The sequence below is a fragment of the Streptomyces cynarae genome, from assembly GCF_025642135.1.
GTDB lineage: Bacteria > Actinomycetota > Actinomycetes > Streptomycetales > Streptomycetaceae > Streptomyces > Streptomyces cynarae.
The window spans coordinates 2785583-2800673 of the sequence record NZ_CP106793.1 but is presented as its reverse complement, the minus strand read 5'-3'; the positions used below and the strand labels follow the sequence as shown (position 1 = coordinate 2800673).

Annotated in this window: 14 protein-coding genes, 1 tRNA gene and 2 pseudogenes; 9 read left to right on the top strand and 8 right to left on the bottom strand. The window is 70.0% G+C overall.

The window, feature by feature from the left end; genetic code table 11:
- Positions 1–72 precede the first annotated feature (72 nt).
- Entirely contained in the window at positions 73–732 is a 660-nt protein-coding gene (locus N8I84_RS13125; RefSeq protein ID WP_263229700.1) for an O-methyltransferase, read from the top strand.
- 128 nt (positions 733–860) lie between these two features.
- On the opposite strand, the pseudogene N8I84_RS13120 reads toward N8I84_RS13125, so the two are convergent.
- Positions 861–1084: pseudogene (locus tag N8I84_RS13120) on the bottom strand (FmdB family zinc ribbon protein).
- 644 nt (positions 1085–1728) lie between these two features.
- Here N8I84_RS13120 and N8I84_RS13115 point away from each other — a divergent pair.
- The 3 genes from N8I84_RS13115 to N8I84_RS13105 all read left to right on the top strand — a co-directional run bounded on the left by N8I84_RS13115 (position 1729) and on the right by N8I84_RS13105 (position 6469).
- Positions 1729–3837, top strand: a complete 2109-nt coding sequence (locus tag N8I84_RS13115; RefSeq protein WP_390899028.1) for a transglycosylase domain-containing protein — start codon at positions 1729–1731, stop codon at positions 3835–3837.
- Between the two features lie 55 nt (positions 3838–3892).
- Entirely contained in the window at positions 3893–5191 is a 1299-nt protein-coding gene (locus N8I84_RS13110) for a polysaccharide deacetylase family protein (protein WP_263229699.1), read from the top strand.
- Positions 5192–5317: 126 nt separating this feature from the next.
- The gene (locus tag N8I84_RS13105; protein ID WP_263229698.1) at positions 5318–6469 is read left to right on the top strand and encodes an amidase domain-containing protein; all 1152 of its coding nucleotides are present in this window, start codon (positions 5318–5320) and stop codon (positions 6467–6469) included.
- Between the two features lie 28 nt (positions 6470–6497).
- On the opposite strand, the gene N8I84_RS13100 is transcribed toward N8I84_RS13105, so the two are convergent.
- Together N8I84_RS13100 and N8I84_RS13095 are read right to left on the bottom strand one after the other, a co-directional pair.
- Positions 6498–7847 (bottom strand): coiled-coil domain-containing protein, encoded by a 1350-nt coding sequence (locus N8I84_RS13100; RefSeq protein WP_263229697.1) that lies wholly within the window; start codon positions 7845–7847, stop codon positions 6498–6500.
- A 144-nt stretch (positions 7848–7991) separates the two neighbouring features.
- On the bottom strand, positions 7992–8768 hold the full coding sequence (locus N8I84_RS13095; RefSeq protein ID WP_263229696.1) for a DUF4097 domain-containing protein: 777 nt from the start codon (positions 8766–8768) through the stop codon (positions 7992–7994).
- A 174-nt stretch (positions 8769–8942) separates the two neighbouring features.
- Here N8I84_RS13095 and N8I84_RS13090 point away from each other — a divergent pair.
- A tRNA-Val gene (locus N8I84_RS13090) sits at positions 8943–9014 on the top strand.
- Positions 9015–9088: 74 nt separating this feature from the next.
- Here N8I84_RS13090 and N8I84_RS13085 read toward each other — a convergent pair.
- A complete protein-coding gene (locus tag N8I84_RS13085; RefSeq protein ID WP_263229695.1) occupies positions 9089–9577 on the bottom strand; it encodes a DUF4396 domain-containing protein in 489 nt (162 codons plus the stop codon).
- Between the two features lie 270 nt (positions 9578–9847).
- On the opposite strand from N8I84_RS13085, the gene N8I84_RS13080 reads away from it, so the two are divergent.
- The gene (locus N8I84_RS13080; protein ID WP_263229694.1) at positions 9848–10354 is read left to right on the top strand and encodes a hypothetical protein; all 507 of its coding nucleotides are present in this window, start codon (positions 9848–9850) and stop codon (positions 10352–10354) included.
- 154 nt (positions 10355–10508) lie between these two features.
- On the opposite strand, the gene N8I84_RS13075 is transcribed toward N8I84_RS13080, so the two are convergent.
- A complete protein-coding gene (locus N8I84_RS13075) occupies positions 10509–10859 on the bottom strand; it encodes a hypothetical protein (protein WP_263229693.1) in 351 nt (116 codons plus the stop codon).
- A 177-nt stretch (positions 10860–11036) separates the two neighbouring features.
- Here N8I84_RS13075 and N8I84_RS13070 point away from each other — a divergent pair, with 177 nt between their 5' ends.
- The 3 genes from N8I84_RS13070 (at position 11037) to N8I84_RS13060 (ending at position 12498) form a co-directional block, all read left to right on the top strand.
- Positions 11037–11486 (top strand): MarR family winged helix-turn-helix transcriptional regulator, encoded by a 450-nt coding sequence (locus tag N8I84_RS13070; protein WP_263229692.1) that lies wholly within the window; start codon positions 11037–11039, stop codon positions 11484–11486.
- A 114-nt stretch (positions 11487–11600) separates the two neighbouring features.
- Positions 11601–12188: a hydrolase gene (locus N8I84_RS13065; RefSeq protein ID WP_263229691.1), complete on the top strand. Its 588-nt coding sequence runs from the start codon at positions 11601–11603 to the stop codon at positions 12186–12188.
- Between the two features lie 58 nt (positions 12189–12246).
- A complete protein-coding gene (locus tag N8I84_RS13060; RefSeq protein ID WP_263229690.1) occupies positions 12247–12498 on the top strand; it encodes a DUF2277 domain-containing protein in 252 nt (83 codons plus the stop codon).
- On the opposite strand, the pseudogene N8I84_RS13055 reads toward N8I84_RS13060, so the two are convergent.
- From N8I84_RS13055 to N8I84_RS13045, 3 genes and pseudogenes are all read right to left on the bottom strand, one after another.
- Positions 12470–13068, bottom strand: a pseudogene (locus N8I84_RS13055) (DedA family protein). The gene N8I84_RS13060 and the pseudogene N8I84_RS13055 overlap by 29 nt on opposite strands.
- A 261-nt stretch (positions 13069–13329) precedes the next feature.
- On the bottom strand, positions 13330–13782 hold the full coding sequence (locus N8I84_RS13050; RefSeq protein WP_263229689.1) for a DoxX family protein: 453 nt from the start codon (positions 13780–13782) through the stop codon (positions 13330–13332).
- A gap of 315 nt (positions 13783–14097) precedes the next feature.
- Positions 14098–14742, bottom strand: coding sequence for an HNH endonuclease family protein (locus tag N8I84_RS13045; RefSeq protein ID WP_263229688.1), 645 nt, complete (start codon positions 14740–14742; stop codon positions 14098–14100).
- Positions 14743–15091: the final 349 nt, after the last annotated feature.

The window sequence follows — 15091 nt, the reverse complement described above, 5'->3', positions numbered from 1 at the left end:
GGCCTTCGAGGCTACGGTGGAGGGGAGCCGGGAGCCCCCGGGGTTGCGGGGGCCGAGTCAGAGGAGGGCCGGGTGGCCAGGGGGAACGGGACGCCGCTGACGGACGAGCTGTACGGGTACATGCTCGGCCACAACCCGCCGCTCGACCCCGTGCAGCGGATGCTCGTCGAGGTCACGCACACGCAGCTGCCGCTGGTGGCCGGCAAGCAGGTCGCCGAGGAGCAGGGGCCGCTTTTGGCCTTCCTGGTGCGGCTGACCGGGGCGCGCCGGATCGTCGAGGTAGGGACCTTCACCGGGCTGTCGGCGCTGTCCATGGCGCAGGCGCTGCCGCCCTGCGGGAAGCTGCTGACCTGCGACGTCTCCGAGGAGTGGACGCGGCACGCGCGGGAGGCGTGGGAGAAGGCGGGCGTGGCCGACCGGATCGAGCTGCGGATCGCCCCCGCGCTGGAGACGCTGCGGGGGCTGCCGTCCGAGCCGCACATCGACATGGCGTTCATCGACGCGGACAAGGACAACTACACCGCCTACTGGGACGAACTGGTGCCCCGGATGCGCCCCGGCGGCCTGCTGGTGGTCGACAACGTCTTCTTCCACGGCGGCGTGACGGACCCGGACGCCACCGGGCCCGCCGGGGCGATCAGGGACTTCAACGCCCATGTGAAGGCGGACGGACGGGTGGACAGCGTGATGCTGTCGATCGCGGACGGCCTGACCCTGGCCCGCCGCCGCTGACGGCGTCTCGGCCCGCGAACCCGCCGTTGACGGCGTCTCGGCCCGCGAACCCGCCGTTGACGGCGTCTCGGCCCGCGGCAGCCGGTGCTGACGGTATCTCAGCCGGTACAGCCGCCCCTGACGGGGCTTCAGCCGCAGCAACCACCGCCGCAGCAGCCGCCCCCGAGCCGCCACCCGCCCTCGGGGCCGGCGCCGGGGCGGAGGCCGTGCCGCCCACCGCCACGGTGGACAGCAGCTTCACCGTGTCGTCGTGGCCCTGCGGGCAGTTCGCGGGGGCGGAGGACTCCGCCATCGGACGGCTCAGTTCGAACGTGTCGCCGCAGGTACGGCAGCGGTACTCATAGCGTGGCATGCGCACAGATTAACGGTCGCTCACCGGCGATCACAGGACTTCCGGCTCCCCGCACCGCTTTGTGAATGCCGCACGATCTCCCCGAGATCTCCTTAATATTCTCTCCGTGACCACGTACTGGCCGGTACCTGATCGAGGACATCACAAAGGTCGCTGCTAATTTAAGGAAGCCGCGATGAGCCGCAGTGTCGGGGAGGGGGGCTCGCTGCCGCATGTCCGGCCGCTGCATCTACCCGCGCGTGCAATTCCGAGTGCGGAGGGAGACGCAGTCGTGACCGAGGCATGGCATCGAACAGGTGACAGGCCGTCCCAGGGCCGTCCGCACACCGGGGCGGGCCGTGGCTAGCCAGGACGGCGGCCGTCCGGACCGTCGTACGGACCGCCGCACCGGGGCCGACGACCCGTCGCAGGCGCCGTTCGACCCGGACGTCACCATGCAGTTGAAGGCCGGGGCACCTTCCGACGCCGACGGCGCCGCGCAGTTGAGGGCCGCCGAACCCGTGACGACCGACCGGACCGCGCAGTTGAAGGACGTCAGGCCCCTCGCGCCGGACGAGACCATGCAGTTGAAGGCCGTAGCGGTCCCGGCTCCGGACGAGACCATGCAGTTGAAGGCCGTCAGGCCCGTGGCGCCGGACGAGACCATGCAACTGCGGATGCCCCGCCCGCCGGAGGCGCCCAAGTCTCGCAGCGCGCGGCGCAAGGCCGCACGCCCCTCCGCCCTCACTCGTGTCACCTCGTACCTGACGCCGTACGTCCGCAAACTGGCCCCGTACGCCCAGCGGTTGACCCCGTACGCCCGACGGCTCGCCCCGTACGCCCGCAAACTCAGGCCCGTCTATCCGCGGCCCGGCCGCGTCGGCTGGCGCCGCTGGATGCCCTCATGGCGGCAGTGGCTCGGCGCCGTGCTCACCTCTTTCGGTCTGAGCAGCGTGTTCCTGGTCGTCGCGTACGCCGTCACCGACATACCGGACAACCTCAACTCGTACGCCACCCAGCAGGACAACGTCTACTTCTGGTCCGACGGCACGCCCATGGCCCGCACCGGCTGGGTGCAGCGTCAGGCCATGCCGCTGAAGGACATACCCGAGCAGGTCCGCTGGGCGGTGCTGGCGGCGGAGAACGAGAGCTTCTACTCCGACCCCGGCATATCCGCCAAAGGCATCACCCGCGCGCTGTGGAAGACGGTCGGCGAGGGTGACACCGAAGGCGGTTCCACCATCACCCAGCAGTATGTGAAAAACGTCTATCTGACGCAGAACCAGACCATCGGCCGCAAATTCACCGAGGCCATGATCGCCCTCAAGCTCGACAACAGGATGAGCAAGGACAAAATCCTCGAGGGATACCTCAACACCAGCTGGTTCGGCCGCGGCACCTACGGCATCCAGCGCGCCTCCCAGGCCTATTACGGCAAGGACGTGAGCCAGCTCAACGCCGGCCAGGCCGCCTTCCTCGCCTCCCTGCTCAAGGGCGCCGGCCTCTACGACCCCACCCTCGGCGAGGCCAACCACCACCGGGCCGTCGAACGCTGGAAGTGGATCCTCGACCGCATGGTGAAGATCGGCAAGCTGTCGAAGGCCGAGCGGGCCAAGTACACGACCTTCCCCGAGCCGCTCAAGCAGAACCCGCTCTACGACACCGGTCAGCAGAGCGACTACCTGGTGGAGCTGGCGTCGAGTTACGCCAAGAAGGCCGCGCACATCTCCGACCAGCAGTTCGACCTGGGTGGCTACCAGATCTACACCACCTTCGACCGCAAGCGGGAGAGCGCGCTCACCGACGCCGTCAACAAGGCCCGCAAACAGGCGCGGAAGGACCACCCGGACACCGCGCCGACCGCCCACTTCGGCGCCGCCTCGGTGAGCACCGACGGCCGGATCCTGGCCGTCTACGGCGGCCCCGACCACCGCACCCAGGGCTACAACGAGTCCAACGCGGCCACCGTCCCCGCCGGTTCGGCCTTCTTGCCGTTCGTCTACGCCGCCGGCCTCGAACACGGCGTCCACAAGACGCGCGGCGGGCCCGCGACCCCGGTCACCCCGGAGTCGGTCTACGACGGCCGTGACAACATCCCCGTCACCACCCCCGAGGGGCCGTACTGGGACCGCAGCGGCAAGAAGGTCTCCGCCCACAACGACGGAAACAAGTCGTACGCGCACATCACCCTGCACGAGGCCCTCGCCCGGTCGGTGAACACGCCGTTCATGCAACTCGGTATGGACATCGGCCTGGACAAGGTGCGCGAGACGGCGGAGGCGGCCGGGCTGCTGTCCGACAGCATGGGACCACAGGTGCCCGCGCTGTCCCTGGGCAACTCCACGCCGAGCGCGATCCGGATGGCGAGCGGATACACCACGTTCGCCGCGGGCGGCACGCACACCGAGCCGTACTCGGTGCGACGCGTCACCCGCAACGGCGCCACGGTGTCCCTGAACGTCCCGAAGTCCCGCCGCGCGGTGGGTGCCCAGGTGGCCGGGGAGGTCACCGAGGCGCTCACGGATTCCTTCCGCGCCGCCCACCCGGGCGCGGGGGACGCCTCCGCGCAGGTCGCCGGGAAGGCCGGAACCACCCAGGACGACACGGCCTCTTGGTACGTGGGCACGGCCCGGTCCGTGTCCACCGCGGTGGTCGCCTACCGCATGGACCTGTCCAAGAGCCTCGAACCACTGCCGCTGAAGGGAGTCGCCGGCACGCCGAACGACGGCGCCCCCTACGGCATCTGGTCCGCGGCCATTGGACCGCTCGGCTGACGCCACCGGCCGAGCATGCAACCCCCCACCTTCCTCCTCGGAGAACGAGCCGCCCATGACCACGAGAAACGGCCGTCGCCGCCGCCCTCGCTCGTCCCGCATCGAGCAGTGGAAGAGCCGCCCGAGCTTCATGACGCTGGCGGCCCTCCTCGCCGTCGCATCGGTGACGGTGACCTTCCTGGCGGTGTCCCGGCCGGACAGCACCGCGGCGACCGCCACGGCGGACGTCGGCAAGAGCATCGGCAGAGGATTCACTCCCCGGCCCACCACGGAGCCCAAGTGGGACGGCAAGACGAAGATCATCGGTGACGGCTCCACCTCGTACACCGGACCGCAGAAAGACCAGTTGAAGCCCAAACCGCTCAAACCCGGGGAGAAACCACCCCAGTTCGTCGTCTTCTCCTGGGACGGCGCACTGGAGGGCGACGACCACCTCTTCTCCCACTACCGGGAGATGGCCGAGCAGTACAACGCCCACATGACCTTCTTCCTCACGGGCATCTACCTGCTGCCCAAGAGCAAGAAGGACCTCTACCACCCGCCGCAGCACCCGGTGGGCTCCGCGGCGATCGACTACGCCACCGACGAGCACATCCGCGACACCGTGGAGCAACTGCGCCTGGCGTACGACCAGGGCAACGAGATCGGCACCCACTTCAACGGCCACTTCTGCGGCGCCAAGGGCGGCGGCGACTGGAGCGTGGAGGAGTGGAAGAGCGAGATCGACCAGTTCTACTCCTTCGTGCAGAACTGGAAGACCAACACCGGCTCCAAGAACATCGCTCCGCTGCCCTTCGACTTCCAGAGGGAGGTCATCGGCGGCCGCGCACCCTGCCTGGAGGGCCAGCCGAACCTGCTGAAGGCCATCAAGAGCTACGGCTGGCGCTACGACGCCAGCTCCCCGGGCGACTTCCAGATATGGCCGACGAGGAAGAACGGCATCTGGGACTTCCCGCTGCAGATGCTCCCCTACGAGGGCGGCAAATACCAGGGCCTGTCGATGGACTTCAACTTCCTCTACAACCAGTCCAAGGGCGAGACCAAAGGCGACCCCGCGAAGTACCCCCAGTGGGAGCAGCAGACCGTCGACTCCTACATGGCCGGCTTCAACCGCGTCTACTACGGCAGCCGGGCGCCCCTGTTCATCGGAAACCACTTCGAGAACTGGAACGGCGACATCTACATGAAGGCCATCGACCAGGTCGTCAAGAACGTCTGCACGAAGGACGGCGTCAAGTGCGTGTCGTTCAAGGAGCTGACCGACTGGCTGGACGTGCAGAAGCCCGCCACCCTCGAGCGGCTCCGCACCCTTGACCCGGGGCAGTCGCCGGACTGGTCGGCCGTCGTGCAGTGACAACCGGGCGCTCCGCCAAGCCACTTGGACCACCCCCTTCACACAAGCCACACACGGCGTGCGAAGATGCGGCCCCCGGTATCGGAGTACCGGTGTTAGAGGGGAACATCATTGAAATCAAGAAGATTGAGCCGTAAGCGGCGCCGCGCGACCATAGTCACCGCGGCCGCCGCATCGGTCGTCGCCGGCGCCGCACTGCTGCCCAACTGGGGCGCGAACGCGGCGAGCGTCGCGGAACCCACGGTGGACCCGGGGACCAGGGCCACCTTCCAGCGGCTGGCGGACGCGGTCTTCACCGACCGTACGGACGCCCTGGTCGACAAGAGCGACAGCGGACGGGGCAAGCCCCTGGCGGCCCGCTTCTCCGGCGACGTACGCCTGTCGTCCACGCTGTCGCACCAGGAGGACACCGCCCTGTCCACGCTGCGCGGCCGCAAGTCCCGCCTCGCCGCGCTCGGCGAGAAGTACAGCAAGTCCGACACCACGGTCTCGCTGGACCGGACACGGGTGAAGGGCCGGCACGCCACGGTCGACGTCACCGAGACCACCACCCTGACGTACGAGAAGGCCGACAACGGGCCGAAGACCACCGGCTTCCAGGCCCACCACCAGCTGACGTTCCAGGCCGACCGGCAGGGCACCTGGCAGCTGACCGGCATCCGCGACACCGACGCGGGCATGGCGGTGAACACGCTGTCCAAGCCGTCCGTCAAGGCGCCCGCCACCGCGGACGACGGCGGCATGCCGAACGCCCCGCGCGCGGCCACGACCCGCAACCCGGTCGCCGTCCCGAAGACCGGCACCGCCTACAACTACAAGGCCATGGCGGCCTACGCCGAGAAGTACTGGAAGGTCTACAACAAGGACTACCCGGACTACAACGGGCACGGCGCGGGCGGCGACTGCACCAACTTCGTCAGCCAGTCCCTGAAGGCGGGCGGCTGGAAGCACGTTCCCGGCTACGTGTACGACTACACGAAGTGGTTCGGCAACGCCGACATCCAGTCGGACTCGTTCGTCGGCGTCAACGAGTGGTCCTGGTTCGCCCAGAACTCCAAGCGGACCAAGCCGCTCGCCAACGTCTACCAGCTCGAAGTCGGCGACGTGCTCCAGATGGACTTCGACCGGGACGGGTCCAAGGACCACACGATGATCGTCACCTACAAGAGCGGCGGCGTCCCGTACGTGACGTACCACTCCAACAACACCCTCCGCAGGTCGGTGGCGAGCCTCATCGCCTCCTACCCGAACGCGTACTACTACGCCTACCGCACCTGACCGGTGGTCCTCCGGGGCGGGGGCCGGGTCAGTGGCCGGTTCCCCGCTCCTCCCGGATCCGCGCCACGACCTGGGCGACCGCCTGCCGCACCGCCTCGGTCTCCGTCAGGAAGTGCCAGTAGTCCGGGTGGCGGCCCTCCAAGGTGGCGATCGCGCGCTCCAACCGCGCCACCGAGTCGTCGAGCGGGCGGGCGTGCCGCGGATCGGGCGTCGTACGGCCCGCCATCGCCAGCCGCTGCGCGTCCCGGATCGCGAACCGGGTGCGCTCGATCTCCTGCTCCGGATCCTTCTGCACGGCGTTGAGCCGCCGCAGGCGCTCCCCGGCGGCCGACACGGCCTCGTCGGTGGTGTTCAGCAGCGCCCGTACGGTCGACAGCAGCGTGGTGGCGTCCGCCCAGCGCTGTGCGTCACGCGCGCCCTGCGCCTGCCGCAATTCGAGCTCCGCCCGCCGTACGTTCTCGACGGCCTGCTCCGGCACGTGCTGGAGATCCTGCCAGCAGGCCGCCGCGAACCTGCGCCGCAGCTCGCTCAGCACGGGCTCGACCTGCCCGGCCCGCGTGGTCAGCGCCTCTGCCCGGGTGCGCAGCGACACCAACCGACGGTCGATCTCGGCCGCCTTCTCCGGCAGCCGCTCGGCCTCGGCCCGAACCGCCGCCGCCTCCCGCGTGACCCGCTCGGCACGCTCCAGCGTCTGCTGCACCCCGTGCTGCCCCGCGCCCTGGTTCAGCCTGGTCAGCTCCGGGCCGAGAGCGGCCAGCCGGGCGGCCAGGTCGTCGGCCTTCAGCCCGGAACCCCGTACCCCGTCCAGGGCGTTGCTGGCGGCGAGCAGCGCCTGCCGGGCGCGCTCCACGGCCGGGGCGAGACGGGCCAGTTGGGTCTCGGCCTTGCCGAGCAGCGGCCCCAGACCCTGGGCGAATCGATCCAGCTCCTGCTTGACCCGGACCAGCTCGTCCTTGGCGGCGGTGAGATCCGCCCGGGCCCGGGAAGCGGCGGAGGCCTCCAGATCCACCCGGTCGAGATCATGCGCGTCCACGGCCTGGATGTACCGGTGACTGACCTCGTCGATCCGCCGCCCGAGCGCCTCGAAGTCGGTGAGGGCACGGCGGGCGGCCGGGGAGTCGTCCACGGCGGTGATCGTCTCGACGGAGATCCGAACATCCCGCTGAGCGGTGTCCAGCTCGTAGAACGCTTCGGCGGCCGCGTCCTTGGCCCCCTGCGCCTCGGCCCGCTGAGCCTCGCCCCGCCCCCCGAACCACCGCCGGGTACCGCCCGAGGCGAAGGCGGCGGGGAGGACGAGGGCGACGAGAAGAGGGAGGAGGAGGACTCCGGGGACGGACCGAGCGACGCGGTCGGACTCCTGCCGTGGTGTCGCCGTCACATCCCTCTCCCGTACCGTGATCCACCCTGCCCGGTGTCATTCTCCCACCGGTAGAGGACGAACACACGGGCCGGTCGGTTCGCGGTGCGGCCGGACTCATGGCCGCGGTACCCGCGACGACGTGCCGTGCCGGTGACGGCCGGCTCAGCCCGCCGCCCGTACGCTGACCGACCCGTCACGGGTCCGGGCGTCGATCAGGTGGGAACTCTTCGACTCCGTCGGGACGGACACATGGACGGAGCCGTCGGCGGAGCGCGTCGACACGCGGTACGTGCTGTGCGGCAGCGCGATGGCGACCGACCCGTCGTGGCTGCTCGACTCCACCCGGTCGGGCACGTCACGGAACTCCAGGCTCACCGACCCGTCGTTCGTGGTCGCCCGCACACGCCGCGACCGTACACCTGTCGCGCGCACCGATCCGTCGTCGCTGGCGAGCGCCAGCGGTCCCGTGGAATCGCTCACCCGCACCGACCCGTCCCGCGTCCGGATGTCCAGCGCCGCGGCGAAGCCCTCCGCCCGCACGCTCCCGTCACCGTCCTCCACCGTGACGGCGACCCCGCGCGGCACCTCGATCCGATGCCGCGCGGAACAGTCCGCGACGATCCCCGAGCACTTCAGCCGCAGCACGAGCCGGTCGCCCTTCATGGCCCAGGTCACACGCGGATCCCCACCCACCACGACCGTCCCGCGGAACCAACGGGTGACCTGCACCTTGTCCACATCGGCCGGGACGATCTCCAACGCCGAGTCGTCGGAGTCCACGGTGAGCGTACGGCCGTGCAGCGCGAAGGCCGCGTGGTCCGGGTGCGGGTCGTCGCGGGCCTCGTTCCCGCAGGCGGCGACTGTGCCGATGAGCACGGCGGCGATCCCCGCCACGGCGACCACCCGGGTGCGCCGCGCGAGCACCGTCGTACGAGCCATGATGTTCCCCCTGAGAGCCGGAGGGCCGGATGCCCTCAACGCCGAAGTGCTTCGACGGTACGAAGCCACGGCTCTCGACGGCATCCGGCGTGCTCCCGGATCGGGGGTGGGGATATCCCCCGGTACGGGTTTGCGAGGCATCCCCTTCGGCAATGTAGGCTGTCGACTCGTCTCGGGTGCGTAGCTCAGTGGTAGAGCGCCTGCCTTACAAGCAGGATGTCGGCGGTTCGAAACCGTCCGCGCCCACCGGATGATCGCGGCAGAGCCCCGGAAGTGCCTGTGCAGGCCACTTCCGGGGCTCTTCCGTGTCGGGCGAGGGGTCAGTGGTAGGCGTGGACGACGGCGTGGCCCTTGCCGCGGCCGATCATCCACCGGTTGACCGGGGTGGTCAGTACGAAGGCCAGGGCCAGGGAAAGGCCGAGCGAAGCCCAGAAGAGGATCTGTCCGAGACCGGCGTCCATGGCCCCGGGCACGCCCACCATGACGGTGTTGTCGATCAGTTCCATCACGGCGATGGACACGGTGTCCGCGGCCAGCGCGACCTTGAGCGCCTGCCGGAGCGGCAGCCCGGCGCGCAGCACGCCGCGCATGGTGAGTGCGTAGCCGAAGACGAAGGCCAGCGCTATCGAGATGACGACGGTGGCCGCGTTGTGCAGGCCGGCGGCGGTGCCGATGACCATGCCGAGGACTTCGCCGATGGCGCAGCCGGTCAGGCAGTGCAGCGTGGCTTGTGCGGCCGTGCGCCAGGAGGTGCCGGGTGCATGGTGATCGTGATGCTCGTGCACGTGCTCATGTGCGCTGTGGTCCATCGCTCGTTTCCCCTCGCACGCTCAGGTCTTTGCTCCACTGAACGGAATACCCCCCAGGGGTATTCCGAAGCGGGCTTCGCCGACCCTCCTGCGCCGGTACCGGGACTTCGAGTGCATCGCCGCCGTCACCGGCCGGGCGCTGCAGTACGAGTGGTACGGCTTCGAAGCGGCAAGTGAGAGGACCGAGCGCCGCTGCTCCCGGATGACGAATCGCAGCGCACTTTTGACAGGCAGCACAACCAGGGAGCCCGTCAAGGAGTCGTACGCGGCATGATCGGCATGCGCGCGCGGCAGGCTTTCGGCGGCTCGACGATCGTCGTGGTCCTGGCGTCATTGTTGCTCTCCTGCTCCAGCAGCCCAGGTGCGACGTCCAGCGAGGAGTCGCCCGCCCGTGCTGTCCGGCAGGCGTCGTCGTCCCCCGCGACCCAGGAGCCGTCCGCCCCGAGCACGGTGGAACCGGCACCGAGTGTGGAGAAGGTCCGTGACGTGTTCGCCCGGCTTCAGGCCACCTACAACGACGGGTGCACGACCCCGGGGAACTGCGAGTACTTCCTGGGGCGCGTGCTCGATGAGCTGAGCAGTCTCGACGAGGCGATGAAGGCTGACCGTCAGGGGCCTGAACACTTCGAGGAACCCCTCGCGTGGATCGCGAAACTGCGGGCCGGACTGGGCGACGACAGGTCCTTCGAGAACCTCAAGAAGCACCAGAGCCTGCTCACCGGCACGCGCGACAAGATCAATGCTTGGATGCAGGGCCACCCGGAGGACTATCGGTGACACCGGCGCCGAGCGCGCGTGCCGTGAAGTCGGATCCGGTCAGCGCACCGAGCCGTTGAGGTGGTTGACGGGTGGGCGGCCGTACAGCGCCGCCTGCGGCTCCCGTCACGTGAAACCCGAAGACCCCGGCCGCTCCCGCCGGGGTCTTCGCGTTTCAGTTCTCCTTCTGCTCGTTCCTCTCGTCCTCGTGCACGTGCTTCAGGCGCGTCCGCGCGTCCATCCTGTCCTCGGCCGCCACCTCGTTCCAGAAGCGGTGGCAGGAGACGAACACCGCGAGTTCCCGCTCGCGTCGGCGAAGCTTTTCCACCTCCGCCTGTTCGTCCTGGGTCCAGCCCGGGGAGGCGGGGCGCTCCACCTTGCGCCAGCCGGTGTCGTCGCTGAATCCGTCCAGCGGTTCCACCGACCACGGCAGCCGCTTCAGCAGGGCCAGGAGCTCTGCCCGGACCTGATGCAATTCCTCCTGGCCGGCCAGGAGGTCACTCGGAAACTCATAGCTCGCAGCCACAGGCCAATGCTACGCCTGTTCGATTTTCGGGGGCGACCCTCTTCCCTCGGTTCACTCGAACGGACGTCCGTCTCGTTGATCACGCGCCGGCCCGGGATGTGGCTCCCCTCCAATCTTCAGGCAGACCTGCTCAGTTGAAACTGGACAGTCCTACCTGGCGGATCTAACGTGAGGCCCATGGACCACAACCCGGAAGGCGTCTCCGAGTCCGCCGCCCGTGCGGCGCGTGACCTGCGGGTGGTCGTCAGCCGACTGCGGCGACGTATACGTGAGGTGGCCGGGGACGACGACCTCACACCCTCCCAGGTGTCCGCGCTCACCCTGGTCGGTAAGGGCGGTGCCGCCACCGCGAGCACCCTGGCGTCCGCCGAGGGTGTGAGGCCGCAGTCGATGGCCGCCACCCTCGCCGTCCTCGAACAGCACGGCCTGATCCGGCGCAGCCCCGACCCCGACGACGGCCGCCGCCAGTTGGTCACCCTCACCGAGGCCGGCCGGGAGCGCGTCGAGGGCGACCGACAGGCCCGGCAGGAGTGGCTCGCCCGCGCCCTGCAGGACCGCTACAGCGAGGGGGAGCGGCAGACCGTCCTCGCCGCGCTCTCCCTGCTGGAACGGCTGACCCAGCCGTGATGCCGTAACTCCGTTCATGACGGCGGGAGCGGCGGGATCCGTCCTGCTCGTGCCGGTGGCCCCCCTCGACCGCTCCCTGTCCGCATTCACCCCCGCCACGCGAAAGGCCTGACCATGGCTCTCACCACGCTCGACCCGCGCACCGCCCTCGTCGTGATCGACCTCCAGAACGGCATCGTGGGGATGCCCACCCAGCCCCACACCGGCTCGGAGGTGGTCGCCCGCACCGTCGAGCTCGCGGACGCGTTCCGGGCCCGGAACCTGCCGGTGGTCCTGGTCCGGGTCTCCTTCGCCGCCGACGGCTCCGACGCCGTCCCCGGACGCACCGACCAGCAGCGCGGCGCCCGCGCCTTCTCAGAGGGCTGGGACCTCGTCGTCGACGAACTCGCCGGCCACCCGGGCGACATCCACGTCACCAAGCACAACTGGGGCGCCTTCCACGGCACCGATCTCGACGTCCAGCTGCGCCGCCGCGGCGTCACCCAGATCGTGCTGACCGGCATCGCCACCAGCATCGGCGTGGAGTCCACCGCAAGGGCCGCGTACGAGCACGGCTACCACGTCACGCTCGCCACCGACGCCATGGCCGACGCCTCCCCGGAGGCGCACCGGAACAGCCTCGAGTGGATCTTTCCGCGCCTGGGCGAGTCCGGCACGACGGCCGAGGTCCTGGAGCTGCTGGCCAAGACGCACGCGGTCTGAGGCCGACGGAAGCGGAAACCCTCCTCGCCCCGCGGGGCGAGCAGGCCACACTGGAGTCATGTGCCGCAGCATCAAGACGCTCCGCCCGCCTGCCCTGCCCGAAGAGGCCACCGAGGAGGAGATCCGCGCCGCCGCGCTCCAGTTCGTGCGCAAGGTCTCCGGGTTCCGCGCCCCGGCCGCCCACAACCGCGAGGCGTTCGAGCGCGCGGTGGACGCGGTCGCCGAGGCGACCGCGGAGCTGCTCGCCGGCCTGGAGGTACGTGGCGGGCAGCCCCGGCAGGCTACTTCGACGACGCCGGGCCGCGCATGAGGTGGGCCGCGCCCGCGCCGCCGCGAACAGGGCCGCGACCGAGACACCGGTCGCCAGCCAGCTCGCGCCCAGCCACTGGGCGCCCAGGTAGCCGAGGGCCACGCTGTAGACGGCCCAGGTGATGCCCGCCAGCGCCGACCAGGGCAGGAACTCGCGGGCGCGCCGGTGGGCGGCGCCCGCGCCGAGCGAGACGAGTGAGCGTCCCGCGGGCGCGAACCGGGCGACGATCACCAGCGCACCGCCGCCGCGCGCGAGTGCCGCACCGAGGCGTTCCTGTGCGTGCCTCAGGCGGCGGGAGCGGGCGATGGCGCGGTCCAGACGCTCACCGCCGCGCCAGGCCAGGCCGTACGCCACCAGGTCGCCGAGGACCGACGCCGTGGCCGCGCACAACGTGAGCCCGACGATGTCCGGTGTCCGCGCGACGGCCGAACCGGCGGCCGCCGCCGTGGCCGCCGTGATCACCAGCACGCCGCTCGGCAGCAGCGGCAGGAAGACGTCCAGCAGGACAGACACGGCCACCACGGGGTAGATCCAGGGGCCACCGGCCAGCGACCCCACGCTCTCCATCACCGGAACTCCCCGTACGACTCCCCAACGGCGACCATGTGCCGCGATGTGGCGGGGGAGCGGCAGCCGGCGGCCTTCGACAGCCGTACAGCGTACGCGGCGGGTGTGACTAGCGGTGCGTAGGGGGCTGGTGAGACAGTCGCCCGCACCCGTTGGACGACACCCGAAGCGGTCGCGGTACACGCCGGACACGCCGACGAGCCGGACAGGCCGGACACGCCGACGGCGCCCGCAAGCGGGCGCCGCCGTCCGTACGGAACTCGATCAGGCCGCGACGGGCTCCGAAGCCCGCTCCTTCTCGGCGGCCGCCGACCGGGAGGCGAACAGGCGGTCCAGGCCGAGCGCCCCCGAGCCGGTGAAGACCAGCAGGAGGAAGGCCCAGCAGAACAGCACCGGCAGTTCGCCGCCGTTCTGGATGGGCCACAGGGCGTGGGACTGGTGCACGTCGAAGTACGCGTAGGCCATCGAGCCGGACGCTATGACCGCGGCACCCCGGGTGCCGAGGCCGACCAGGATCAGGGCACCGGCGACCAGTTGGATCATCGCGGCGTACCAGAAGGGCCAGGTCCCGGTCGGGACGGTGCCGCCGTTGGTGCCCGCAACGCCGCCGAGGACGCCGAACAGCGAGGCGGCGCCGTGGCAGGCGAAGAGCAGGCCGACGACGATGCGGAACAGTCCGAGGGCGTAGGGCTGGGCCCGGTTGAGGCGTGCGGTCATGTGGGGGGGCTCCTTCGGTCTGGTTCGGTCCGCGAACGGACCGGTCTGGGGGACGGAAACCGAGTGAGCCCACAGGTTAGGCAGCCCTAATCAATACTTGCAAGTTCAACATCCGGTCGATGGCTGATCCGTTTCGCATCCTGTCGCGATCGCGTCACTCCAACCGCAGGCGAGAGATGGTTTTTTGACAGTACGTCAGTTCCGACCGTTCGCCGAACCACGGGCCGCCCGCGCGGCGCGGCCGGGGGCGGGGTGGTGGCTCCGCGGTCCCGGGCGCGTCGGCGGGCCGGCCGGGCTCGGGACCCGCGAGGCGGCTCAGCAGCTCGCGAGGTAGTTCTGCAGCGCGCTCTTCTCGGCGGAGTCGACGGAGAGGTCGTAGTAGTACTTCACCTGCACCCAGGCGCGGACGTAGGTGCAGACGTACGACGAACGGGACGGAACCCAGGTGGCCGGGTCCTGGTCGCCCTTGGCCTGGTTGACGTTGTCGGTGACGGCGAGCAGCTGCGGACGGGTGATGTCGTTGGCGAAGGCCTGGCGCTGGGACGTCGTCCACTTGCTCGCGCCGGAGTCCCAGGCCTCGGCGAGCGGGACCAGGTGGTCGATGTCGACGTCGGAGGCGGCGTACCAGGTCGCACCGTCGTACGGGGAGTACCAGCTGCCGCTGGTGGCGGCGCAGGAGGAGTCGGTGACGACGTTGGAGCCGTCGCGCTTGAGGATGTACTCGCGTGTGTTGCAGGTGCCGCTGATGGTGATCCAGGTCGGGAAGAGGTCGCGGCTGTAGCCGGTGCGGTTCTCGGTGGCCACCGTGAGCGTGGCGAGGTAGCTGCGGGCGGTGGCGGCGCTGACCGGGGTGGGGAGTGCGGCGGAGGCGGTCGGACCGTTGAACAGGCCGACGGAGGCTATGAGGCCGGTAAGAGCGGCGAGTATGCTGACGCGTCGACGCGCGTAGACCTTGGACATGCCAACTTCCTTGTCGTGTGGGGGTGTTGAGGTGCGAGCGAGGGAATGCTCGCGGGGGCGTGTTGCCTCCAGGTGTGTGTTTGGTAAGAAGCTAATGACGCGAACATGACACGACAAGGGGTGTGGCGGAGTCGGCGGTGTGACCGGCGTCCTTTGGTGTGGGTTGTCCCGTCCCGTACGATGGTCGGCGCAGAAGGGGAGTAGCTCTTCGCCGGACCGTCGACACACTGCTCAGTTCCGCTGAGCCGGCGCCCGGAGGCGGACCTCGGTCAGGGGTCGGCCAGCGAGACCTTCGGCAAGCAGTGCACGCCCGTGCCGTACGGCAGTGGGCGATCCGTGTGCTGCCGTG